The organism is Dysgonomonas sp. PF1-14, assembly GCF_029892965.1.
Lineage (GTDB): Bacteria > Bacteroidota > Bacteroidia > Bacteroidales > Dysgonomonadaceae > Dysgonomonas.
Genome location: NZ_JARXWN010000003.1, coordinates 163,273 through 187,050, shown reverse-complemented (window position 1 = coordinate 187,050; position 23,778 = coordinate 163,273). Strand labels below are relative to the sequence as shown.

Genomic DNA, 23,778 nt, shown 5'->3' with positions numbered 1-23,778 from the left:
GAAAGTAACAGAAATCAAAATAGTGCAAATCTGTTACCTTTGTTACATTTTAGTTAAAATGTTTTTCTCGCAAAGATGCAAAGACGCAAAGGAAAGAGATGCAAGCCTGTAGGAATTCAAGAGACTCTTCCTTCCGGCCAGAGTGACAGAGAGAATAAAGTAATGAAAAGTAAAAACAGTGCAATTCCATTACATTCGTTACATTTTAGTTAAAATTTCAGCATCCTCCTGCTTTATCCGGCAGGGCTGTCCTACGAATTGCCACGTCTTTTAAGGCGTGGGTTGGAAGTAATGCTTAAAAAGACTTTAGTCAAATCTGTTTTGGCTAAAGCCATTCCGAAATGATCAGCCTTATTCCCCCCACTTAAAAGTGGAGGCAACTGGTTGAAAAGAATGTTTAAAAGAAGGATACAAAAAGAGAATAGTAGAAGAAAAGTAATGAAAACTAAAAACAATGGGAAAGCGTTACTTTCGTTACATTTTAGTTAAAATTATTTTCATGTATCTCCTTTGCAAATTCATTGCTTAAAATCAATTAGTCCATAAAAATTCACTATTTTTGCAAGTTGAAAAAATAGCTTGTTTGTAGGAGCTATATAATTAAATATCGAAAAAGATGATAAAAATTACATTTCCCGATGGTTCTGTGCGGGAATTCGCTAAAGGAACCACTTCGATGCAAGTAGCCGAAAGCATCAGTCAGCGTCTGGCGCAGGAAGTCCTCGCCGCTAAAGTTAACGGACAAGTCTGGGATCTGACCAGACCTATCGAAGAAGATGCGACGATCGAACTGCTGAAATGGGAAGATGAAGACGGTAAACATGCCTATTGGCACTCTTCAGCTCACCTTATGGCAGAGGCCGTACAGATACTGTACCCGCATGCTAAATTTGGGATAGGACCTGCAATAGAGAACGGATTTTACTACGATATCGACTTTGGGGATACTCCTGTAAAAGATGCAGATTTTCCGAAAATCGAAGCTAAAATGATGGAACTGATTGCTAATAAAGAAGAGATCAGACGTCAGAGTATATCTAAATCCGATGCAATTCAACTATTCGATGCCCGTCACGAGAATTATAAGGTCGAACTTATAAACGATCTTGAAGACGGAACGATTACAACATATACACAGGGGGTATTTACCGACCTGTGTCGCGGACCTCACTTGCCGAATACATCATACATCAAAGCCGTTAAGATACTTAGCGCTGCAGGTGCATACTGGCGTGGCGACGAAAAACGTAAACAACTGACACGTCTTTACGGTATCACTTTCCCTAAAAAGAAGATGCTCGATGACTATCTGGTAATGCTGGAAGAAGCCAAAAAACGCGACCATCGCAAAATCGGTAAAGAGCTGGAATTGTTCGCTTTCTCCGAAAATGTAGGAAAAGGGCTTCCGTTGTGGCTTCCACGCGGTACACAGTTGCGTCTTAAACTGGAAGATTTCCTGAAAAAGATACAGAAAAAATTCGAGTATCAGCAAGTAATGACTCCGCATATCGGCAGCAAGCTGTTGTATGTAACATCGGGGCACTATGCCAAATACGGAAAAGACTCATTTCAGCCTATACATACACCCGAAGAAGGTGAAGAGTTTCTGCTGAAACCGATGAACTGCCCTCACCACTGTGAGATATACAAAATTGTTCCACGCTCATACAGGGATCTGCCTTTGCGCATGGCCGAGTTTGGTACTGTTTACCGTTATGAGCAAAGTGGCGAATTGCATGGATTGACGCGTGTACGCGGGTTTACTCAGGATGATGCGCATATTTTCTGTACGCCTGAGCAGTTGAAAGACGAGTTTCTGAAAGTGATGGATATTGTGTTCATTATATTCAAAGCTCTCGACTTTGAGAACTTTGAGGCTCAGATATCGTTGCGCGATCCGTCAAATCCGGAAAAATACATCGGTAGTGACGAAAACTGGGAAAAGGCCGAACGTGCCATCATCGAAGCTTGTGCCGAAAAAGGTCTGCCAGCCAAAGTAGAACTTGGCGAAGCTGCATTTTACGGGCCTAAGCTCGACTTTATGGTAAAAGATGCACTTGGTCGCCGTTGGCAGTTGGGAACTATTCAGGTCGATTATAACCTGCCTGAGCGTTTCGAACTGGAATATACCGGAGCCGACAACCAAAAGCACCGTCCGGTAATGATTCACCGCGCACCGTTTGGTTCTATGGAGCGCTTTATTGCGGTTCTTATCGAGCATACAGCCGGTAAATTCCCGTTGTGGCTGGCTCCCGATCAGGTGGTGATTCTGCCTATCAGCGAGAAGTTCAACGATTATGCACATCGTGTCGCAAGTTATTTCAAACAGCATGACATCAGCGCGCAGGTAGACGACCGTAACGAGAAAATAGGACGTAAGATTCGCGATAACGAATTGAAAAGAATACCTTATTTGCTGATTGTAGGAGAGAAAGAAGCTGAAACAGAGGAAGTTTCTGTGAGAAAGCAGGGCGAAGGCGATAAGGGTTCTATGAAATTTACCAATTTTGCCGCTCAGCTGAACGAAGAAATGGAAAAAATGATGAATGCGTGGGAGCATAAGGCGTAATTTGATTATAAAGAAAGCATTATACCGAAAAGCCCTCTCGAATTAAAAAGAGGGCTTTTCTATCCTTAATACTTTGCAAGCAATGAGCGACTGGAATACATTACATCTCTTTGACGACAGGAGTTTTTTCTCTGATATCGTTCCCGATCTGCAAAATGAGGGGACATTAGTACTGCCGATAAATATTTTCAGATTTCCTTAAATTTATGGAAATCGCTTTGGATAACGGGCTGGTAGTTATCTCCATGTCGAATATAGCAGAAAGCAGAATCAGTCAGATATCAAATCCTCGACAGATAATTGATGTGGATTTAAAAGCGTTGGATTTGGTAAATGTGATAGAATATAAATAATTATTTTCTTATATCCCTAACCCAAATCAGTCATTCTCATATTGTAAAAAACAAGATAATAATAAGATACGCTTAGGTGGTTAAAAACGAGGGCATTCCCCTTTGAATTAAAAAGATAGGGAAGTTTATATACATTCGATAAGTTTTTTTATTACCTTTGCAGCCGGCTTTAATTATAAATAAAAGTATAAATTAAAAAATACAAGGAATTCTAACAGTTTGTGAATGAGGAACAACAGATTTAATCAACAAAAGAAAGAAGATTTACACAGAATCAACGGTAATATCCGTTCAAGAGAGGTTCGTCTTGTGGGCGATAATATTGAGCAGGGAGTTTATACCATACAGGAAGCTTTGCGTATGGCTGACGAACTCGAACTCGATCTGGTCGAAATATCACCGACTGCTGTACCTCCTGTGTGTAAAATAATGGATTATCAAAAATTCCTTTATCAGCAAAAGAAAAAACAGAAAGAGGCTAAAGCTAAATCGGTGAAAGTGGTTGTGAAAGAAATTCGTTTCGGACCGCAGACCGATGACCACGATTTCAATTTTAAGCTGAAACATGCAAAAAGTTTCCTTGAAGAAGGAGCTAAGCTTAAAGCCTATGTGTTTTTTAAAGGTCGTTCCATATTGTTCAAGGAGCAGGGAGAAGTATTATTGCTTCGTTTTGCCACAGAGCTTGAAGACTATGGTAAAGTAGACCAGCTTCCTGCACTGGAAGGTAAAAGGATGATAATGATGATGTCTCCTAAAAAAGCAGCTGCACCAAAACCTGTACCGGCAAAACCGAAAGATGTAGAGAAAAAGACTTTGGAGAAGAAGCAGGGTGACGATAATCAGGACGAAAGTAAAGAAGAAGAATAACAATTACTATAGATTGTAGTTCGTGTTTAATAATTTAATTAATTAACTGAGATGCCAAAAAAGAAGACTAATTCCGGTGCCAAAAAGAGGTTCGCCCTTACCGGAACAGGAAAAATCAAAAGAAAACATGCTTTCAAAAGTCACATCTTGACTAAGAAAACGAAAAAGCAAAAAAGAAATCTTACTCATACCTCTACTGTAAGCAAAGTGGATGAGAAGAATGTGAAACAATTATTGGGAATGAAATAATTGATTTTCGTTTAACAAAGCAAGTTTAAAAGATTTATTAACCGGATGTATATGCACCAAAGTGTTTTTGAGAAAGAAAACCGCTAACATTCAAAACATCGTAAAATTATGCCAAGATCAGTCAATCATGTTGCATCGCGCAACCGCAGAAAAAAAGTACTTAAACTAACAAGAGGTTACTACGGAGCTCGTAAGAACGTGTGGACAGTAGCCAAAAACACATGGGAAAAAGGTCTTACCTATGCTTTCCGTGACCGTCGTGCTAAAAAACGTAATTTCCGTGCATTGTGGATACAACGTATCAATGCTGCTGCACGCCTTGAAGGGATGTCTTACTCTCGCTTGATGGGAGCCCTTCACAAAAACGGAGTTGAGATCAACCGCAAAGTCCTAGCCGACCTTGCAATGAACCATCCGGAAGCGTTCAAAGCAATCGTAGATAAAGTGAAATAAATATCTTTATGATAGAGTAAGAAAGCAATCTCAAATGGGATTGCTTTCTTGTTTTGTTATCAAAATTCATTTTATTTATCTTTAGATATATAATCCGCGAGAGATAAACCTGTAAGGAATATTATCAGCAACTGAGGAAAGATATGAGCCAGACAACTTTGGACTGACTGCTGTCTAACAAAATATGCTGATCACTAAATCAGCACATAAACTATTTTCTTTGTCTTAAAATATTCTTCTTCAAAAAACATGGACAGGTCATCGGCTTCTGCTGTTTTTTTGAATGGGTTCATCTCACTATCAAGGTTTCCACCCTTGAGGCAGATAATTCCATTAGGCAAGGAATTGCGCTGCTCTTTCGATATGTTTTTACGAACGATTTTTACCAGATCGGGTAAGGGCATTACGGCACGGCTAACTACAAAGTCGAATTTTTCTTTTACTTCCTCTGCCCTGCAATGACGGAATTCTACATTTTTCAACCCGATGGCATTCGACACCTCTGTAGCCACTCTTACTTTTTTGCCAATGCTGTCTACAAGCAAAAACTTACATTCAGGAAACAAGATAGCAAGCGGCACACCGGGAAATCCGCCCCCTGTACCTACATCCATTATCTGACTGCCATCGGTAAACTGTATAAGCTTTGCAATGGCAAGCGAATGAAGTACATGGTGTGTATAGAGATTCTCTATATCCTTGCGTGAAATGACATTTATTTTAGAATTCCAGTCGGCATACAAGTCATACAAAGCACCGAACTGAGCTTTCTGCTCGTCTGTGATATCAGGGAAATATTTGAGTATTATATCTATATTCATATTACTTCTTGAAAAGAACAGAGATCGGAGAATCGTCTTTCAGTATATTCTCAACTTCGGCATACGACAGGAATATATTTATTTCACCCAGTGATGGCGCGGAATATTCTCCCGGATTGATAATATAAGTGATACCTTTATCATCTACGTAAAAGTTATTATTGGACGATACGTCTTCTATTCCCCAATAACCAAATTCGAGCAGATCGTCCGGCTTTTGCACCTTATTCTGTTCTACAATTTTGTGTACCAGAAGAGTATTCAGCGGCTTTTTATAGTCCGACTTGAAAATATCCTGCTCATTCAGCATATTACCGGTCTTAAGATCGATCACTACATTGCGATAGGCTGTAGATGAATTAGCCCCTCCTTTGTAATCCATAGAAGACACCTGATAAGACAATATTCCCGACATGTCATAGAGGACTTTACTATCAAGGGTTTTATAATAGGAGAAGTAGTCTTCCGAATCTCCTGAGTTTTCCCAATCAGGGAACTGCTCTTTGGCATCCCGTTTATAATTTTGGATATAATCGGTGACATAATTATTTACCCCATCTGTCGGACTCATTTTCTCATATTTCTCATCTTCCATCAACACAAAATTCAACTCTCCCTGCACTTTAGCCAACATAATAGTGTCAGCGTATTTTACAGGATATATATAACGAACTTTGAGTGAACATGAAGGTTTGGTAGAATCATTGTCCAGATGATAGACCTGCGACACCGAGATAGAGTCATATGCAATATCGTTAGACAAATGAACCGGCTTATCTGTCTTACATGCCTGAAAGACAGACAGGAAGCAAACGACAATAGTTAGTTTTAGCAGAATGATTTTCATGTGTACGTTGTCTTTTTATATAAATACAAATATACGATAAAAAGAAAGAATGCCATTTTTATATTAAACAATTTTCTGCCACAAAAAGTATATGAATATTCACACATAAAAAACAAAGAAGCTATCGCCCTCAGAAACAAGCGATAGCCCCTAAAACAAAACGAATCCTATTTTAATTGTAATTGCTTCACATCACCCGAAGGCGTTATAATATTATATATTGCGTTCTTCTCTTTATCTCCACGTTTATATTTCATTACAATACTATATAACAATTGTACAACAGGCTCAGTTACAACAGGGTTTATGACAATATCATAGTTGTTATACTCTAACGGCTGATAGTAGCGGGTTGTAATCTTCGAAGTTTCGATAATCGTTTTTTTCTTAGCCACATTGAGTGACGGACGGGAGAATGCCTGATAAGTATTGTAACGAGATGGAGGGTATATTGTCGCAAAATTATCTGACACAGTCTTTTCCATCGAATCCAGCTTGATACCGATTGATTCATAAGTCGCTGCTTTCTTCTTTAGTTCTTCGATACACTTCTGACGCAGACTGTCACGAAGTTGCTGCATATTGTCGATATAGTAATCAACTTTCACAATATCATATATTTCCGACTCTAAGGCTGCTGTTGTAATCATATCTATCTGAGATGACTCGGTAAATAATACCGACACGTTCTTTTGCATCTCATATCCGGAAGGGATCTCATTATACGACTTACTGAATATTTTAGATTCTGACTGAACGTCGTATCTGGGAACAAATGACAGCAAATCTATCTTTACATTTTCATTTCCTATACCCTGTCCGCTCAGCTTACTTTTAAATATCTGTATGCGTTCGTTCATCATACCGTCTACATCGGTAAAAGTCTCCCCTACCTGAACTACATTGAATACAGCGACATAACTATCAGCAACTACATTCATTAATCCGCTCACCTGCGCCAATATTTCATTATCGTTTGCAATAACAGCATTGCCAATCACACCCTGATATCTGCCGGGCACAGATAAGTCCTGCTGATTATTGTACATATAGTTTCCCAATGCTGCCTGAGCAGATATTTCAATAATGAAGAATAATAAGAATACTGATAAGAAACCGTATTTTTTCATAGCCATTGCATTTTACTATTAATTACCAATGGTATATCCTTTTTCCTGTGCCAGAGCCAGAATAGATTCATTGATCGCCTTACCCAGATCGTCGCCTGTGGCGTCTCCTTCCTTTTTCTTCTGCTCATCGATATATTGCTGACGCTTTTTTGCCAATTCATTTATTTCTTTCTGAATAGCCGTTCTTTCAGCTTCTTTTTCTGAGATTAGCTTTTGTAAGTCTTCTTTCGACTTATTTTGTAGTTCTTTGGGCAGTTCCGATTGTTCGATTTCAGCCCAAGCGTTCTTATCATTCTTCACCCTGTCTACCAAGTCCCACGAACTGTTATCGTAAACAGCGCTTAGCTTGCTCACAGCTCGTTCCGCCATATTAGCATTAGAGATACCTTTCGCATTCCGGTCTTGTCTTGCCTGATTATCTTTACGGGCATATCCCATACTGCCGTAACCGATATAAGTAGCATTTAGTCGCTCATTGCATAAACCTATCCTGTCATCATACGGCGTATCGTAGTGACGAATTCGCACATTATGATCTATATTGAAGAACTTACCTTTGCCCCTTACAGCACCATCGCGCCATTTGCCTTCTATACCTTCACTTTGACGTCCGCAATGAATGGTATGTACATAGACACCTTTTTCCAAAGCATTGGCTATTGCCGTTTTATAAGAGATATTCCCCTGTGTGAAAGGCTCGTTACCTGCTATGTAAATCAGCTTCATATCCGAACGGCTGTTTCCCCAGTCTAATCTCCTCACAGCTCTGTCTATCACAGTCCCACAATATTCATCACCACCATAGGTAGTTAGTGCGAATAGCTTTTCGGATATCAAATCCAGATCGGACGTTAGTGGCGTAACCTGGCGTATGTAGTCAGCTGATGACGGTATATTGTTGTTCCCATACTCATATATAGCGATCTCTATACGTGGTGTTTTACCGTTAAACTTCAAGGTAGTCAGCGTATTTACGATATTCCACAGGCGGGCTTTTGTCTGCTCTATCAGTCCGTCCATACTGCTCGATGTATCGAGGAGAATCGCCACCTGTATTTTTGTCTCAGGCGTCCTCACGTTATGTGTTGTCTCTTTCACAACTTTACTATTATCCGTTACTGCTGCGTGTGTGTTACTGAAGGCCACTGTTGCAAAAGCAAACAATATTGAGCCTAATAATATTAACCTTTTCATATTTTGTTGTATTTTTATTGGTTGCCAGTTCAAATGTATAGTGTTAAAAATTGATTTTCAGGGAAGAATGGGTGAACCACTGTTTTCAGTTGGTGAAACATTCGGTATAAATATTTTAAAAGTATTTACTTTACATTCTCAAATAAACCGTTAGCGATGATACGTCTCAAATATATCCTCATACTCTTGTTCTGCCTCACAGCATCAACCTGTTGGGGGCAAGCCGTAGTTGGGAGTAGAGCTGTAGAAAAAGAGAGCCTGCAACAGGTTTCGGATGCTATAGAGAGAGGCGAATCGGACGAAGCGGTAGCCGAAAGTTATGAGAAACTGGCAAAAGACCTGTCTGCTAAGGGGGAACACGCAAAAGCCGAAGATTATCTGAATAGAGCGAGAAAGCTCTATGAAAAACTAAAAGACACAGAAAAGATAGCTCGTGTAGACCGCGAACTGGCAAAGGCACAGGAAGCGCAAAACAAGTTGGACGCCGCCTTCAGGAACTATAAGTCAGCAAGTAAGCTTCAAAAAGGAAAAACACTTGGTGCCGTAAATGAAAATGATGCTCAACGTGTTCTCAACTTTAGCAATCCACAAGCTCAGACTGAGTATATACAACAGAATCTGGATTATTTCAATAATACGAATGATACGAAAGGAATCGTTGAAGCCCGTCAACAAATGGCAGGAGCGTATCGGGATATGAATAAGCCGGATGAAGCCATCTATAATTATAACGTGGCATTGGGAGAAGTAAAAGACCGCCCCGAACTAGCTAATCAGATAAAAATGGATATAGCTAGTGTTTATGCCGAAAGCAAACAGCTCGATAAAGCAATAGAAATCAACAAAGACCTGATAGCCGATGCGCGTAAGCTGAACGACACCAAAACGGAAATAAAACAATTACAAACCCTGTCGACCAACTATATTGAAGCTAATAAGCAAGAGGAAGGCATTTCAGTGTTGCAGGAAGCCTATTCTATAGCTATAGACAAGGGGCAGACACTGGATGCAAAAAACAGTCTAGAACTATTGGTAGAACAGTACAAACGGATAAAGCAGCCACAAAAGGCGCTTGAGGCATATGCTGATTTTGTAGGCAAGCTCGAGAATCTGGTCAAAGGTGACAGCACCCTGATAGATGAGAAATTCTTTCAGGTGCAGGAAGAAAAAATATTGCAGCTGGAAAAGGAACGGGCACTAAAGGATGAACTGATAACAAAGCAGAATACATTCAACTACGTGCTTATTGCAGTAATCATACTTATCCTTATATTCCTGCTACTGATAGCAAAAGCTTTGTATTCCATCAAGAAAAAGAATAAGCGGATAGCATTGCAATCACTGCGCCGCGAAATGAATCCGCACTTTATATTCAACAGTCTGAACAGCGTGAATCAGTTTATCGCACAAAATAATGAACTGGAAGCAAACAAATACCTGTCGTCTTACTCCAAGCTGATGCGCAATATAATGGAAAATTCCAATAAAGACTTCGTATCGCTATCTGCCGAAATGGAACAGATAAAGGAATACCTCGACCTCGAGCATATGCGCTTCCACGATAAATTCGATTTCCGCATAGACATTGACGAAACTATAGACCCCGATGCCACATTCATCCCGAATATGCTGATACAGCCACAACTGGAAAATGCCATCTGGCACGGACTACGATACAAGGACACAAAAGGGTTCCTTACATTAACAGTAGAAACAAGAAGGAATGAACTGCTGATAGTTATAGAAGACAACGGTATCGGATTAAAGAAAAGCCAGGAGCTAAAGACCAAACACCAACGTGAACATAATTCGCGAGGCCTGAATAATACGCACGAACGTATTAAACTTCTCAACAGTCTGTACGGGACAAATATTTCAATAGATATTTCCGAAAAAGAAGGTGGCACAAGGACAGGCGTAATCGTTGTCTTAAGTTTTCCGGTAATGAATAAGAACATGCTATGAATACCCTACAAAGAATAAAAAGTGTAATATTAGAGGACGAATCGGCAGCACGCGAAGCCCTGAAAAACTATCTGACGAAGTATTGTCCTCAGATAGAGATCGTCGGTGAGGCTCACAATTGCAAGGAAGCCATCCCTCTATTGCATGAGGTAGAGCCACAACTCGTATTCCTTGATGTAGAAATGCCGTTCGGTAATGCTTTCGACGTGCTCGAAGGATGTAAAGATCTGTATTTTGAAACGATTTTTGTCACAGCATTTTCCGAATATTCATTAAGGGCACTCAACCAAAGTGCAGCTTATTATCTGTTGAAACCCATAAGCATCGAAGAACTTATCCTCGCTGTAAACAAGGTACAACAACATATCATCAATAAAGAGATTTTCAACCGCAACAAAATACTAGTGGAGAATTTCAGAGAGAACAAGCCAGAAAAGCAACAGGTAATACTGCCTACACTCGAAGGTTTCGAGGTTGTGAGAATGGAAGATATTATGCGTCTGCAAGGGAATGGTAATTTTACAGATATATACCTGAAAAACAAGACAAAGAAAATGGTTTGCCGTTTTCTGAAACACTTCAGCGAAATACTGCCCTACCCTTTCCTGCGTGTGCACAAATCGCATATTATAAATGTCGACCATGTAGTTTCATATCATAAAAATTCGGGAGGATACATCACGCTGACAGACGGAACCGAAATAGAAGTTTCATCTAGTTATAAAGACGAGTTTTTGAGATTGTTTAAAAACTAAAGCCTCAGACCTTTTTATTACTTTGGCAAATACAACAGCTATAATTTGTGTCACTTAAGCACACATACTCTTTAAACAGTTACTTAAAATTTGAGAAAAAACCCCTGTCTGTCTCATTTAATAAAGAAAGGTATTTATTAAAAGAAGAATTATGGCTAACTTGCGGCCGTTTTCGGCACAACCTCTTCTCCGGCTGTGCTTTTATTTACCAAACACCGTCTAATGAAGGATTTTATTACACTGATCAGGCGATTTATTCCCCCATACAAGAAACAAGTAGGGCTGAATATATTTTTCAATATACTGAGTGCTATCCTCAACGTATTTTCATTTGCCCTGATCATACCCATACTGGAGATATTATTCAAAGTGGATAAGAAAGTTTATGAATATACGCCAATGGCAAATTACTTCGATTTCGGAGCATTAAAGAACAATGCGTATTTTTATCTGAACCAGATTATGGAAACTCATTCAGGCGGATTGGTACTGCTCCTTATCGGACTAGCTCTTACTGTAATGACCGGGCTTAAAACACTGACAACATATCTTAGCGGATACTTTATCATAGATGTACGCACCGGAGTTGTCCGCGATATACGAAAACAGATAAATGACAAAATACTATCTCTACCCTTAGGCTTTTTCTCTAATGAGAGAAAAGGTGATATCATTGCCCGCATGACGGGAGATGTGGGTGAAGTAGAAAGCTCGGTAATGAGTTCACTCGATATGGTAAGTAAAAATCCCATCATGATTTTGGTTTATCTTACTGCGATGCTGATTATCAGCTGGCAACTCACATTATTTGTATTTGTCCTGCTTCCAATATCGGGATATATTATGGGGAAAGTGGGGAAAAGCCTCAAACGCAAGTCGGTAGAAGCCCAAAACTTCTGGGGACAACTGATGTCGCAAATAGAAGAAACACTGAGTGGCTTGCGTATCATCAAGGCATTCAATGCTGAGCAAAAAATGACCGATCGTTTCGACAAAGCAAGCAATATCTTCCGCGATATGTCGAACCGTATAGCCCGCCGCCAGCAAATGGCTCACCCAATGAGTGAATTTTTGGGAACTATTACAATTGTTCTTGTTCTTTGGTTTGGAGGAACACTCATCATCGACAACAACAGCAGTATGACAGGGGCGAGTTTTATATACTATCTTACAATATTTTATCTGATCATCAATCCGGCAAAAGATTTATCGAAATCGATATATGCAATACAGAAAGGTATGGCTTCGGTAGAACGTATCGACAAAATACTACTGGCTGAGAATAACATTAAAGATCCTGAAAATCCAAAACGACTTACATTCAATAAAGAAATTACGTACCGCAATGTTGAGTTCAAATACGAAACCAACTGGGTAATAAAGGACGTAAGCCTTACTATTCCGAAAGGAAAAACAATTGCACTTGTAGGACAATCGGGATCGGGAAAATCGACAATGGCAGACCTTCTTCCGCGCTTCTACGATGTCAATGGCGGAGGTATCTATATCGACGATATAAACATTAAGGATGCAAAAGTACATGATGTCCGTACCCTGATGGGGAATGTAAATCAGGAAGCAATACTCTTTAATGACACTTTCTTCAACAATATATCTTTTGGTGTAGAGGGTGCTACAAAAGAGCAGGTGATAGAAGCTGCAAAAGTAGCTAATGCTCATGATTTTATTATGGATACCGACAATGGATACGACACCAATATCGGCGACAGGGGCGGCAAGCTATCCGGCGGACAACGTCAGCGGGTAAGTATTGCCCGTGCTATTCTGAAAAATCCACAGATATTGATTCTCGATGAGGCAACATCAGCTCTCGACACCGAGTCGGAACGTCTGGTACAGGACGCGCTGGAACGCCTGATGAAAGACCGTACCACACTTGTCATTGCGCACCGCTTGTCTACTATCAAGAATGCAGATGAAATATGTGTGATGCACGAAGGCGAGATCGTAGAAAGAGGACATCACGATGAGTTGTATAACATGAATGGTTATTACCGTAAGTTGTGTGATATGCAACAATTCTAATAGTTGACAGCCACCCCACCCCGACCCTCCCCAATAGAGAGGGGAGAAGCAAAGCCACTATAAGAGAATGAATAGTAACATTATTAATAATTATCCTCTTTGCATCTCACTTTTTAAGGAATGAAAGAGATTAAAAAATACTCACTTTGTGACACCCTCCCTATTGGGGAGGGTCGGGGTGGGATATAAATATATGGGAAAAAATAAACTTGCCAAATTTGCCAACATGGAGGAATACCCGCATGTATTCCAATACCCTTTTGCTGCATTGCAGGAGAAAGGCTTCGGAATGAAAGGCAAATGGAACGAACTGTTTTTCAAAAATGATAATCCAATAGTACTGGAACTAGGTTGCGGAAAAGGTGAATATACGGTAGGACTGGCAAAGCTGTTTCCTGAAAAGAACTTTATCGGCATTGATATAAAGGGGGCAAGAATGTGGACAGGAGCGAAACAATCATTTGAAGAGAAAATGACAAATGTAGCTTTCCTACGCACACATATAGAGCTGATCACCCACTTTTTCGGACAAGGAGAGATAGCCGAGATATGGATCACTTTCCCCGATCCGCAGATGAATAAGACGAATAAGCGAATGACATCGACTCGTTTTATGAAACTGTACAGGCAGATACTTGCCGAAAACGGCATTATCCATCTCAAAACAGACAGCAACTTTATGTACACTTATACTTGTGAGATGGTCAAAGAGAATAATTTGCCGGTATTGTTCCAAACTGATGACCTATATCATTCGGGACTGGCAGATGATATTCTGAAAATACAGACGTTCTATGAACAACAATGGCTTGCACGCGGTTTAAATATCAAGTATATAAAGTTTGAATGTCCTGAAAGGAACTGGACAGAACCCGATATAGAGATAGAAAAAGACGATTACCGCAGCTTTGGGCGTAGTAATATGTTGAATCAGAATTGAAAAACTTTATCAATATAACAGTTAACAGTCAACAGTTAGCAATTAACAAGAAAAACTATTACAGAGGTGTTACCTTTGTTACCTTTTATAAAAAGGAACAGAATCGAAATAATGAAAAATATGTCAAGTTTGTCAACTTTTAACTAAAGAGAAATGGCTAATATATATCCTAAACTAATTTTGGACGCACTTCGTAACGTGCGTTATCCCGGTACGGGAAAAGACATTGTGGAAATGGGTATGGTATCCGACGACATCCACATAGAAGGAATGAGAGTGAGTTTGTCTTTACTTTTCGAGAAAGCGAACGACCCTTTTATCAAATCGCTGGTAAAAGCAGCCGAAACGGCAATCCTTACCTATGCCGATCCCAACATCGAGATCAAAGGTAATATCGAAGTAAAAACACCACAGGTGGAACAGGCTAAGCCGGCAAAATTGCTGCCACAGGTGAAAAATATTATCGCCATATCATCCGGTAAGGGAGGTGTAGGCAAAAGTACCGTATCGGTCAACCTGGCTGTAGCACTAGCCAATAAAGGCTACAAGGTAGGATTACTCGATGCCGATATATTTGGCCCATCACTGCCTAAAATGTTCGATGAGGAAGAAGCTCGCCCATATCTGGAGCCGATAGACGGAAAAGAATACATTATCCCTGTAGAAAAATATGGAGTGAAGATGCTTTCTATCGGATTCTTTGTTAACAAGGACGATGCTGTGGTATGGCGTGGAGCGATGGCGGGAAATGCACTGAAGCAACTGATTGCCGATGCCAACTGGGGTGAACTGGATTATTTCCTGATCGACTTTCCTCCTGGCACAAGCGATATACACCTCACATTGGTACAAACACTGGCTATTACAGGAGCAGTTGTAGTAAGTACACCTCAGCAGGTAGCACTTGCCGACGCACGCAAGGGTATCAATATGTTTATGAACGACAAGGTGAATGTGCCAATACTCGGACTGGTAGAAAATATGGCTTGGTTTACCCCTGCCGAACTACCGGAAAACAAATATTACATTTTCGGTAAAGACGGAGCCAAAGACCTTGCTGAGGATATGAATGTACCGCTGCTCGGACAGATACCGATTGTACAAAGTATTTGCGAAGGTGGCGACAAAGGTGTTCCTGTAGCCCTTAACGAGAATACAATAACAGGAATGGCTTTCGCCCATCTGGCAGATAACTTCATCAACTCGGTGAGCAAACGGAATGCAGAATTAGCACCAACTCAAAAAGTAGAAGTACATAATAAGTAATTATGAGTTGTGAATTATAAATAATTTTTGTTGTTAACATTCATAATTTATAATTCATAACCTGCAACTCATAATTTATAATTCATAACTTATAATTCATATCTATGCAACTGATCGACGGAAAAGCCATCTCGGCACAAATGAAAGTAGAAATAGCAGAAGAAGTAGCTAACATCAAAGCATCGGGCGGAAAAACGCCTCATCTGGCAGCTGTACTTGTCGGACACGATGGGGGTAGTGAGACTTATGTGGCCAGCAAAGTCAAGACTTGTGAGGAGGTCGGCTTCAGATCGTCACTTATACGCTTCGATGATAGCATCAGTGAAGAAGAATTACTTGCCTGTGTGGAGAAGCTGAACAATGATGCAGACATAGATGGTTTTATCGTACAACTACCCTTACCTAAACATATATCGGAACAGAAGGTAATAGAGGCTATCGACTATCGCAAAGATGTGGACGGTTTCCACCCTATCAATGTAGGACGTATGTCTATCGGGCTGCCTTGCTTTATTTCGGCCACTCCTGCGGGAATACTTGAACTGCTCAAACGCTACAATATCCCTACACAAGGAAAGCACTGTGTTGTACTCGGACGCAGTAACATTGTAGGCAAACCTGTTGCCAATCTGATGATGCAAAAAGGCTATCCGGGTGATGCCACTGTAACGGTATGCCACAGCCGTACTCCTGATATTAAGGAAATATGCCTGACTGCCGATATTATCATCGCGGCACTGGGTGTTCCCGAATTTCTGAAAGGCGACATGGTAAAAGAAGGTGCTGTGATAATAGATGTGGGTACTACCCGTGTACCATCGACTGAAACAAAATCGGGCTTCAGGCTGAAAGGCGATGTAGCTTTTGACGAAGTAGCACCTAAAGCTGCATTCATTACTCCTGTTCCGGGAGGTGTTGGACCGATGACAATTATTTCACTGATGAAGAACACCTTATTGGCAGGAAAGAAAGAAATATACAAATAGCAAATTATATGCAAAAAGGCAAAAGGATAGTCTGACTGATTATCCTTTTACTTTTTTAGCCTATCTTTATCTATATAACAGAATCAAGATATATATGGATTTAAACTTTTCATTTGCTGACATTTTCGAATATTGGGATATATTATCGCAGTATATAGATACCCATATAGTTATTAAATGGGCTATCATAGGCGGCGTAACCGGTTTTGTGGTTGCACTGATTATTGAATTGTTGTTACGCAAGAAAATTCTGGTACGCCGTAGAAATACTTTTCTTAAATACTTGTCATATTTCTATATGCTATTCTTTCCCATATTTACAGGATTTTGCAGTGCACAATGGGCTGGCTTGCACAATTGTGAAACACAACTGATTCAGAATGTTCCACAATATATAGGTAATGCGAATACCGTTTTCGATGATTACCTGAAAACAGAAGTAACAAAAATTGCAAAGGAAAGATATAAAGAACTGACGGGCAATAATGTTCCCGATCATATTTCAGCACTTGCCGGAAACCTCATAGACAATCTGCTGCAAGACTCAAGATCTCCGGACAGCGAATTTACGGCAATGCTCAACCGCTATATGACCGACTATCCACAGGAAACCGAGCGGATAAGAAAACAAGCTGTAACTTATCTGACAGACAGAATCGACCAGAGGCTTTTGTTCATCGACAAAGCAATGATAACAGAATTGGTAAATGCAAGATTGGAAAACCTGTCGGATGATAGTGAATTAACTTCACTCATGGAAAAACACATAAAGGTGATTACTGGAGACTTTAAACAAAAAATAATTCTCTTGTTTCTACTGGTTATGTTACTACCTGTAATAGAAATCGTTATAGCGAACTACACAGACACAAAACGAAAGAGAGTAACCGCCCAGAATCCTTAGAATACAGATTCTATCAGTCGGTGAACAATAGGGATAAGCAGAGCCGTCATTACCCCCATCAACCCGATGGCAAGTCCGCTCAACGCACCTTCTATCACTCCCATCTCCATTGCTTTGGCTGTACCTACACCGTGTGCCGAAGCCCCCATTGCCAGACCTTTGGCAACACTGCTTTTTATGCCAAGCAGGCTAAGGATCGGGGGACCTACAATACTGCCGAAGATACCGCAGAACAATACGATGACTGCTGTCAGTGAGACATTCCCGCCCGACTGCTGAGCTATGCTCATCGCAATAGGCGTAGTTACCGATTTGGGTTCGAGGCTCATAATAAGAACCTCGTCGGCTCCGGTCATTTTCGCTAATATGATAACGCTGATGATACCAACCACACTCCCTATAAACATGGAGGTAAGAATAGACATTACATTCCCTTTCAGGTATTCCAACTGCTCATAGAGAACATAGCCCAGAGCCACGACCGAAGGCCCGAGCATAAAGCTGACAAAGCGGCTACCTTGCTCGAATGTTTCGTAGCTTACTCCCGATATTTTCAGAAATGCGATAATCACTGCAATTGCGATAATAAGGGGGTGTAACAACCCCAGCTTTGTCTTCTTAAACACCCATTGCCCGAAGAGGTAGCTGCCGAATACAAGCAACAGGATAAACTCCGTAGATTCGAACAATGCTCTCATTTGCGCTTCCCTTCCATTTGTTGCTGGATAATGGCGACTACAGCAATAACCAATACGGTACTTACCGAACATACAATAAGTATCGACATCCAGAACTTACTTATGAGCCCGTAAGACCCGAGTAAACCGGCTCCGGCTGGTATAAAGAATATAGCCATATTGCGGGTAAACGCATTGGCGACATCTTTAACTCTGTCGGGATCAAAAACTTTGAAATAAAGACTAAGGAAGAGCAATATCATTCCAATGATATTTCCGGGAACGAACCCGTCGATAAAGTAGCTTATGGCTTCACCTAAGAAATAAAATAAGAGAATGATAAATATCCCTTTTACCATTTTCATAAGTGCAATTTTTTGCGTGAGACAAATCGCTGCTAATCCTCATGATTTTCAACCTATTTACTCACAATGACAACCTTCTAATTAACTCGATGCAAAGTTAATCATAAGTTGCAAGGAACAGATAATAAAGCAGGGTAATTTTCAATAAAGATGCGGAAAACACAGAACATTATCTTTTATTAATATGTTTAATGAATGAAGCTACATAATACAATAATGACAGGGAAAGAGAGAAGAACAAATCTATTAAATAAATAAAGTATGAAAAAAGTATTATTAAGCATTATGCTTATTACACTATCGTTAGGTGTTTATGCGCAGAAAGGAGAGAAGGTAATCCTTCCAAAAATCGGCTATCAGACAGAGGCCGAAAGATTCCTTTTAGGAGTTGAAGGCCGGTATTCCATTACAAACAACATCCGTCTGGCACCGGGTATATCTGTATTGTTTCCGAACGATCATGTAACAGGTCTGGATGTGGACATCAATCTACATTATCTGATCCCTATAGAAGGTGGATTCGCATTTTATCCACTGGTAGGTGGAGCTATGCTGAATAACAGGTTCTCAAACAATGGCGTAAGCGATAGCTGGACTGACTTCGGTCTGAATATCGGAGCAGGCGTACAGTATGATATTATGAGTAATGGCTATCTCAATTTTGAATTCAAATATACAATCAAAGAACATACCGACCCTGCCTATTTTACGTTGGGATACGGAATTAGATTCTAACCACAGGCTTGCGTAATTAATTGGGCTACATAAAAATCGAGAAAAGGCTGCTGAAATCCTTCAGCAGCCTTTATTCATATATAGATACCAATATATATTTCTTAGCACATAGCGCAATTAATAGGTTTCAGTTGCTGGAAGAAATCATTTCCTTTATCATCGACCAATATAAATGCTGGGAAATCAACTACCTCAATTTTCCAGATAGCTTCCATACCCAATTCAGGATACTCAAGGCATTCAAGGCTCTTAATGCTATTCTGAGCAAGGATAGCGGCAGGGCCACCTATACTTCCCAAATAGAAACCACCATGTTTCTTACAGGCATCAGTCACCTGCTGGCTGCGATTACCTTTAGCTATCATTATCAGACTACCGCCGTTCGATTGGAACGAATCTACATAAGAGTCCATACGTCCTGCCGTAGTAGGCCCCATTGAACCACTTGCATATCCTTTCGGTGTTTTCGCAGGCCCCGCATAATAGATAGGATGATCTTTTATATATTGAGGCAGGCCTTCACCCTTATCAATTCTTTCCTGTAATTTTGCATGGGCAATGTCGCGTCCTACAATGATAGTTCCTGTAAGCGATAAGCGTGTAGATACCGGATATTTAGTCAGCTCAGCCAAAATTTCTTTCATCGGACGGTTGAGGTCTATTTTTATTCCCCCACCCTCTCCGGCATTACGTAATTCTTCCGGAATCAGACGAGTAGGATTATCTTCCAGTTTTTCGAGCCATATTCCGTCTTTGTTGATCTTGCCTTTTATGTTACGATCTGCTGAACACGATACGCCCATACCTACCGGACATGATGCTCCATGTCGTGGTAAACGAACGACACGTATATCATGTGCAAAGAATTTACCTCCGAACTGTGCGCCTAAACCTAGCTGTTGTGCAGCTTTCAGCAATCTCGCTTCCATTTCCAGATCGCGGAATGCGCGTCCACCTTCGTTACCCGAAGTCGGCAATTCATCATAATATTTAGTAGATGCAAGCTTTACGGTTTTCAGATTGGTTTCGGCTGATGTACCACCTATCACGAATGCAATATGGTATGGAGGACACGCAGCAGTACCCAGTGATTTCATTTTTTCGATCAGGAACGGTTCCAACTTTTCGGGAGTAAGCAATGCTTTTGTTTCCTGATACAGATATGTTTTGTTTGCTGAACCTCCTCCTTTAGCTACAAACAGGAACTTATATTCGTTACCGTTAACAGCATACAGGTCTATCTGTGCAGGAAGGTTTGTTCCTGTATTCACTTCTTTATACATATCAAGCGGTGCATTCTGTGAATAACGCAGATTGTCTTCCGTAAAAGTATTATACACACCTTTCGACAAGGCTTCCTCATCATTTCCTCCGGTCCATACATTCTGACCTTTCTTTCCCATTATGATAGCCGTACCGGTATCCTGACAGAAAGGAAGAATCCCCTTTGCCGATATCTCGGAGTTACGAAGGAAAGTAAGCGCTACAAATTTATCGTTATCGCTTGCTTCAGGATCGGACAGTATTTTTGCCACCTGTGCCTGATGCTCGGGGCGAAGCAGAAATTCCACATTATGGAAAGCATGCTGCGAAAGCAGCGTCAGAGCTTCGGGCTCTACTTTCAACATTTCCTGACCATCAAAATTTGCGGTAGAAACGTAATCTTTCGACAAGAGATAATACTCAGTTGTATCTTTTCCCAACGGGAAAGTTTCCTGATACTTAAACGGAGGTGTTGCCATAACTTGATAATATTTTAATAGTTTGTTTTTAGTTTTATATGCAAAAGTACGAAATAAACCTGTAGCGAGATTATCAAAACAGTAAAAAGACACAGTGTTCAACAATCAAATTAATTATATTTAATTGTTGGAAATAGGAAGAATCCGGCAGAAGGAATGTTATTTTTTTAATCAAATTTATCTATACTATTTTATTCATGAAATGAATACTGATAGCGATCAGTTATTTAATAAACAGGGAAAGTTACAGATATAAAAGATAGTACTAAGTTGTTACTTTTGTTACCTTTTGTAGGGGCGAAATGCTTTCGCCCGATAAATATAGCGAATCAAATAAGCGGGCGAAAGCATTTCGCCCCTACAGTTATAGAATATAATAAAGAGAAAAATGACAGACATAAAAACAATGGAGAATGTGTCAAGTTTGTAAACTTTTTGTTAACTGATCACTGTTGACTGTTAACTGAAATCATACCGGATCGACATCATAGTGCAGCAATACCGACCTGAAAGCAGAATTCGCGGTCACCACAGACTGATGAAAGTGTATGGATTCGCGTACTTTCTGTATGGAAGCATTATTCTCTATCTTCAACAGAATAGTACGAATATAAAGGGATTGCACTCGGGCTACAGGCGGCTTACCCGGCCCTAGAACACGTCCGGCGAATGTCTGCCTGAGAGCCTGTGCAAACTGAGTGGCGGCACTGTCGACAACGCGCTCGTCCTTCGCCCGCAAAACAATGGATATGAGTCTGAAATATGGGGGATAACGAAATATCTTACGCTCTTCGGTCTGGCTCTGGTAGAATGACTCATAATCATTTTGTCTTACATATCTGATGATGGCGTGTGACGGATGAGCCGTTTGTAGCACAACAAGCCCTTGCTTATTTTTTCGTCCTGCACGTCCGCTGACCTGTGTCATCAGCTGAAAAGCCTTCTCGTGAGCCCTGAAATCAGGATAATTCAACAGATTGTCGGCATTCAGTATGCCAACAATAGACACATTATCGAAGTCGAGCCCTTTCGATACCATCTGTGTACCGATAAGTATATTGGTTTTGTTATCTTCAAATTCGGAGATAATATGCTCATATGACCGTTTTCCCCGCGTGGTATCCAAGTCCATACGCGCAACGGATGCTTCGGGAAACTCGGCCTTTACTTCTTCTTCGATACGCTCAGTACCATAGCCCAGTGTTTCCAATGTAGGAGTTTGGCATTCGGGGCACACAGAGGGCACAGGATATGAAGCAGCACAATAGTGGCACACCATCAACCGTTGTCCTTTGTGATAGGTAAGGCTTACATCACAGTTCGTACAGTGAAGTGTCCACGAACAGTTTTTGCATTCCAGCATGGAAGAAAAGCCGCGCCTGTTCTGAAAGAGGATAATCTGCTCTTTCTTCGATAGTGCTTCCCGCATCTTTCCGATAAGAGGAGGAGACAGGATAGACTTCATCTGCTTTGTTCGCCGGAGTTCCTTTGTGTTGACTACTGCAATTTCGGGCAGTTCTATATCTTCATGCCGCTTAGTAAGCCCTACCAGTCCGTAACGATTGGTCAAGGCATTGTAATAAGTCTCCACCGATGGAGTAGCTGTACCCAGTAATACTTTTGCATTGTACATTCCTGCCAGTACAATAGCGGCATTACGCGCGTTGTAGCGGGGGGCGGGGTCTTGCTGCTTGTAAGAGCCTTCATGTTCCTCATCTACAATAATCAGAGCGAGCGAACGGAACGGTAGGAATATAGCAGAACGTGCGCCAAGAACGACCTGTACTTCATCATCCGTCAGAAGTCTGTTCCATGTTTCGGCACGCTCATTATCGTTGAACTTGGAATGATAAACAGCCAGCTTATTTCCGAAGACCGATTTCAAGCGGTTTGTTATCTGGGTAGTAAGCGCAATCTCAGGGAGCAGGTACAAGACCTGTTTACCTTTGGCAATAGCGTCTTTTATCAGCCGGATATATATTTCAGTCTTACCGCTCGATGTTACACCATGCAGCAAGGTAGTGTCTTTCACTTCGAACGATTCGCAGATTTGCTCATAGGCTTTCTGCTGATAGGCATTAAGCTCATAAGCTGAATCCAAATCAGATTCACCATAATCGAAACGGCTGACCTCAAAATTATAGACTTCCAGTATTCCTTTTTCTACAAGTCCGGTCAGAACCGCAGGTGAAGTGTCCGATTCATCCAGCAACTGTTTCTTGAACACAGGGTTACCACCACTATTCAGGCCGAGAAAAACAGTCAGAAGATGCTGTTGCTTTTTAGCACGACTCAGATCATCCAGTACCCCGATCAATTCCTCCTCAGAAAAATCCCTAACCAGACGGACTGCCGACTTAGTCTTTGCTGAATAAGCATTGTGTACGTTCTCATTTATAAAGGCGGCTTGTTTATCTACCAATGATTTCACCGCAGATATAGCATTCGATAGTCCGGTGAGCTTTTCTATTTCGGCTATGCTCAGTGCCTTGTCGGAAGACAGGCGATAAAACACTTTCTTCTCGTTTGTAGTAAAAGGATCATCACCCTCAAAATCGGGGTTTAACAGGACATGGGTTTCGCTCTCAAGCTTCAAAGCAGAAGGCAAAGCTGCTCTATACACATCACCCAGAGAACACATATAGTAAAAGGATATCCACTCCCAGAATTTCAACTGGGTGGTGGTAACAACCGGATAATCTTCAAGGGTAGAAACTATTTCCTTAACGGAGGGAATTTCTATTTCCGATTCGTAGATGCGGAAAACAATCGCCGTATAAAACTTCTTTTTGCCGAACTGCACAATAATCCTGCTCCCTTCATGCAATGTATGATCCAGTACGGAGGGAACAGCATAAGTGTAAAGTCCTTGCAGTGGCAGAGGTAATACTACGTCGACGTATAACATCTCAAG

General features: G+C 40.8%; 21 protein-coding genes. 13 read left to right on the top strand and 8 right to left on the bottom strand.

The window, feature by feature from the left end:
- Positions 1-616: 616 nt before the first annotated feature.
- The 5 genes from thrS to rplT all read left to right on the top strand — a co-directional run bounded on the left by thrS (position 617) and on the right by rplT (position 4,491).
- Positions 617-2,569 (top strand): threonine--tRNA ligase, encoded by a 1,953-nt coding sequence (thrS, locus tag M2448_RS05250; protein ID WP_280645555.1) that lies wholly within the window; start codon positions 617-619, stop codon positions 2,567-2,569.
- A 206-nt stretch (positions 2,570-2,775) separates the two neighbouring features.
- Positions 2,776-2,922, top strand: a complete 147-nt coding sequence (locus M2448_RS05245; protein ID WP_280645556.1) for a hypothetical protein — start codon at positions 2,776-2,778, stop codon at positions 2,920-2,922.
- 225 nt (positions 2,923-3,147) lie between these two features.
- Positions 3,148-3,789, top strand: a complete 642-nt coding sequence (gene infC, locus M2448_RS05240; RefSeq protein ID WP_280645557.1) for a translation initiation factor IF-3 — start codon at positions 3,148-3,150, stop codon at positions 3,787-3,789.
- 51 nt (positions 3,790-3,840) lie between these two features.
- A complete protein-coding gene (rpmI, locus tag M2448_RS05235; protein WP_280645558.1) occupies positions 3,841-4,038 on the top strand; it encodes a 50S ribosomal protein L35 in 198 nt (65 codons plus the stop codon).
- A 108-nt stretch (positions 4,039-4,146) separates the two neighbouring features.
- Positions 4,147-4,491, top strand: a complete 345-nt coding sequence (rplT, locus tag M2448_RS05230; RefSeq protein ID WP_006798843.1) for a 50S ribosomal protein L20 — start codon at positions 4,147-4,149, stop codon at positions 4,489-4,491.
- A 194-nt stretch (positions 4,492-4,685) separates the two neighbouring features.
- Here rplT and rsmG read toward each other — a convergent pair whose 3' ends face one another.
- The 4 genes from rsmG to M2448_RS05210 all read right to left on the bottom strand — a co-directional run bounded on the left by rsmG (position 4,686) and on the right by M2448_RS05210 (position 8,483).
- Positions 4,686-5,306 carry a 16S rRNA (guanine(527)-N(7))-methyltransferase RsmG gene (gene rsmG, locus M2448_RS05225; RefSeq protein WP_280645579.1) on the bottom strand — a complete coding sequence of 207 codons (621 nt, stop codon included), beginning with the start codon at positions 5,304-5,306 and terminating at the stop codon, positions 4,686-4,688.
- 7 nt (positions 5,307-5,313) lie between these two features.
- Positions 5,314-6,159: a DUF3298 and DUF4163 domain-containing protein gene (locus M2448_RS05220; protein ID WP_280645559.1), complete on the bottom strand. Its 846-nt coding sequence runs from the start codon at positions 6,157-6,159 to the stop codon at positions 5,314-5,316.
- Between the two features lie 167 nt (positions 6,160-6,326).
- Positions 6,327-7,289, bottom strand: coding sequence for an SIMPL domain-containing protein (locus M2448_RS05215; protein WP_280645560.1), 963 nt, complete (start codon positions 7,287-7,289; stop codon positions 6,327-6,329).
- Positions 7,290-7,307: 18 nt separating this feature from the next.
- The gene (locus M2448_RS05210) at positions 7,308-8,483 is read right to left on the bottom strand and encodes a VWA domain-containing protein (RefSeq protein ID WP_280645561.1); all 1,176 of its coding nucleotides are present in this window, start codon (positions 8,481-8,483) and stop codon (positions 7,308-7,310) included.
- Between the two features lie 156 nt (positions 8,484-8,639).
- Between M2448_RS05210 and M2448_RS05205 the strand changes: the two genes are divergently transcribed.
- The 7 genes from M2448_RS05205 to M2448_RS05175 all read left to right on the top strand — a co-directional run bounded on the left by M2448_RS05205 (position 8,640) and on the right by M2448_RS05175 (position 17,345).
- Positions 8,640-10,448 carry a histidine kinase gene (locus tag M2448_RS05205; protein WP_280645562.1) on the top strand — a complete coding sequence of 603 codons (1,809 nt, stop codon included), beginning with the start codon at positions 8,640-8,642 and terminating at the stop codon, positions 10,446-10,448.
- The gene (locus M2448_RS05200) at positions 10,445-11,203 is read left to right on the top strand and encodes a LytTR family DNA-binding domain-containing protein (RefSeq protein WP_280645563.1); all 759 of its coding nucleotides are present in this window, start codon (positions 10,445-10,447) and stop codon (positions 11,201-11,203) included. Before M2448_RS05205 ends, M2448_RS05200 begins: the two co-directional genes overlap by 4 nt.
- 222 nt (positions 11,204-11,425) lie before the next feature.
- On the top strand, positions 11,426-13,249 hold the full coding sequence (locus M2448_RS05195; RefSeq protein ID WP_280645564.1) for an ABC transporter ATP-binding protein: 1,824 nt from the start codon (positions 11,426-11,428) through the stop codon (positions 13,247-13,249).
- A 193-nt stretch (positions 13,250-13,442) separates the two neighbouring features.
- Positions 13,443-14,189 (top strand): tRNA (guanosine(46)-N7)-methyltransferase TrmB, encoded by a 747-nt coding sequence (gene trmB, locus M2448_RS05190; RefSeq protein ID WP_280645565.1) that lies wholly within the window; start codon positions 13,443-13,445, stop codon positions 14,187-14,189.
- Between the two features lie 153 nt (positions 14,190-14,342).
- Positions 14,343-15,455, top strand: a complete 1,113-nt coding sequence (locus M2448_RS05185) for an Mrp/NBP35 family ATP-binding protein (protein ID WP_280645566.1) — start codon at positions 14,343-14,345, stop codon at positions 15,453-15,455.
- A 104-nt stretch (positions 15,456-15,559) separates the two neighbouring features.
- Entirely contained in the window at positions 15,560-16,441 is an 882-nt protein-coding gene (gene folD, locus M2448_RS05180) for a bifunctional methylenetetrahydrofolate dehydrogenase/methenyltetrahydrofolate cyclohydrolase FolD (RefSeq protein WP_280645567.1), read from the top strand.
- 94 nt (positions 16,442-16,535) lie between these two features.
- Entirely contained in the window at positions 16,536-17,345 is an 810-nt protein-coding gene (locus M2448_RS05175; RefSeq protein WP_280645568.1) for a hypothetical protein, read from the top strand.
- Here M2448_RS05175 and M2448_RS05170 read toward each other — a convergent pair.
- Positions 17,342-18,043, bottom strand: coding sequence for an LrgB family protein (locus M2448_RS05170; RefSeq protein WP_280645569.1), 702 nt, complete (start codon positions 18,041-18,043; stop codon positions 17,342-17,344). The genes M2448_RS05175 and M2448_RS05170 overlap by 4 nt on opposite strands.
- A complete protein-coding gene (locus M2448_RS05165; RefSeq protein ID WP_280645580.1) occupies positions 18,040-18,381 on the bottom strand; it encodes a CidA/LrgA family protein in 342 nt (113 codons plus the stop codon). Before M2448_RS05165 ends, M2448_RS05170 begins: the two co-directional genes overlap by 4 nt.
- Positions 18,382-18,648: 267 nt before the next feature.
- Here M2448_RS05165 and M2448_RS05160 point away from each other — a divergent pair, with 267 nt between their 5' ends.
- Positions 18,649-19,122: an outer membrane beta-barrel protein gene (locus tag M2448_RS05160; RefSeq protein ID WP_280645570.1), complete on the top strand. Its 474-nt coding sequence runs from the start codon at positions 18,649-18,651 to the stop codon at positions 19,120-19,122.
- A 101-nt stretch (positions 19,123-19,223) separates the two neighbouring features.
- Here M2448_RS05160 and M2448_RS05155 read toward each other — a convergent pair whose 3' ends face one another.
- Both M2448_RS05155 and priA read right to left on the bottom strand, forming a co-directional pair.
- Positions 19,224-20,864 carry a fumarate hydratase gene (locus M2448_RS05155; RefSeq protein WP_280646779.1) on the bottom strand — a complete coding sequence of 547 codons (1,641 nt, stop codon included), beginning with the start codon at positions 20,862-20,864 and terminating at the stop codon, positions 19,224-19,226.
- Positions 20,865-21,333: 469 nt separating this feature from the next.
- The gene (gene priA, locus M2448_RS05150) at positions 21,334-23,772 is read right to left on the bottom strand and encodes a primosomal protein N' (RefSeq protein WP_280646778.1); all 2,439 of its coding nucleotides are present in this window, start codon (positions 23,770-23,772) and stop codon (positions 21,334-21,336) included.
- Positions 23,773-23,778 lie beyond the last annotated feature (6 nt).

Coding starts and splice junctions, on each gene's coding strand:
- M2448_RS05185 (WP_280645566.1), top strand. CDS start 14,343: ATGGCTAATATATATCCTAAACTAATTTTGGACGCACTTCGTAACGTG.
- M2448_RS05220 (WP_280645559.1), bottom strand. CDS start 6,159: ATGAAAATCATTCTGCTAAAACTAACTATTGTCGTTTGCTTCCTGTCT.
- rpmI (WP_280645558.1), top strand. CDS start 3,841: ATGCCAAAAAAGAAGACTAATTCCGGTGCCAAAAAGAGGTTCGCCCTT.
- trmB (WP_280645565.1), top strand. CDS start 13,443: ATGGGAAAAAATAAACTTGCCAAATTTGCCAACATGGAGGAATACCCG.
- M2448_RS05215 (WP_280645560.1), bottom strand. CDS start 7,289: ATGAAAAAATACGGTTTCTTATCAGTATTCTTATTATTCTTCATTATT.
- infC (WP_280645557.1), top strand. CDS start 3,148: ATGAGGAACAACAGATTTAATCAACAAAAGAAAGAAGATTTACACAGA.
- M2448_RS05200 (WP_280645563.1), top strand. CDS start 10,445: ATGAATACCCTACAAAGAATAAAAAGTGTAATATTAGAGGACGAATCG.
- M2448_RS05195 (WP_280645564.1), top strand. CDS start 11,426: ATGAAGGATTTTATTACACTGATCAGGCGATTTATTCCCCCATACAAG.
- M2448_RS05155 (WP_280646779.1), bottom strand. CDS start 20,864: ATGGCAACACCTCCGTTTAAGTATCAGGAAACTTTCCCGTTGGGAAAA.
- M2448_RS05245 (WP_280645556.1), top strand. CDS start 2,776: ATGGAAATCGCTTTGGATAACGGGCTGGTAGTTATCTCCATGTCGAAT.
- M2448_RS05170 (WP_280645569.1), bottom strand. CDS start 18,043: ATGAGAGCATTGTTCGAATCTACGGAGTTTATCCTGTTGCTTGTATTC.
- M2448_RS05160 (WP_280645570.1), top strand. CDS start 18,649: ATGAAAAAAGTATTATTAAGCATTATGCTTATTACACTATCGTTAGGT.
- M2448_RS05175 (WP_280645568.1), top strand. CDS start 16,536: ATGGATTTAAACTTTTCATTTGCTGACATTTTCGAATATTGGGATATA.
- priA (WP_280646778.1), bottom strand. CDS start 23,772: ATGTTATACGTCGACGTAGTATTACCTCTGCCACTGCAAGGACTTTAC.
- M2448_RS05210 (WP_280645561.1), bottom strand. CDS start 8,483: ATGAAAAGGTTAATATTATTAGGCTCAATATTGTTTGCTTTTGCAACA.
- folD (WP_280645567.1), top strand. CDS start 15,560: ATGCAACTGATCGACGGAAAAGCCATCTCGGCACAAATGAAAGTAGAA.
- M2448_RS05165 (WP_280645580.1), bottom strand. CDS start 18,381: ATGGTAAAAGGGATATTTATCATTCTCTTATTTTATTTCTTAGGTGAA.
- M2448_RS05205 (WP_280645562.1), top strand. CDS start 8,640: ATGATACGTCTCAAATATATCCTCATACTCTTGTTCTGCCTCACAGCA.
- rplT (WP_006798843.1), top strand. CDS start 4,147: ATGCCAAGATCAGTCAATCATGTTGCATCGCGCAACCGCAGAAAAAAA.
- thrS (WP_280645555.1), top strand. CDS start 617: ATGATAAAAATTACATTTCCCGATGGTTCTGTGCGGGAATTCGCTAAA.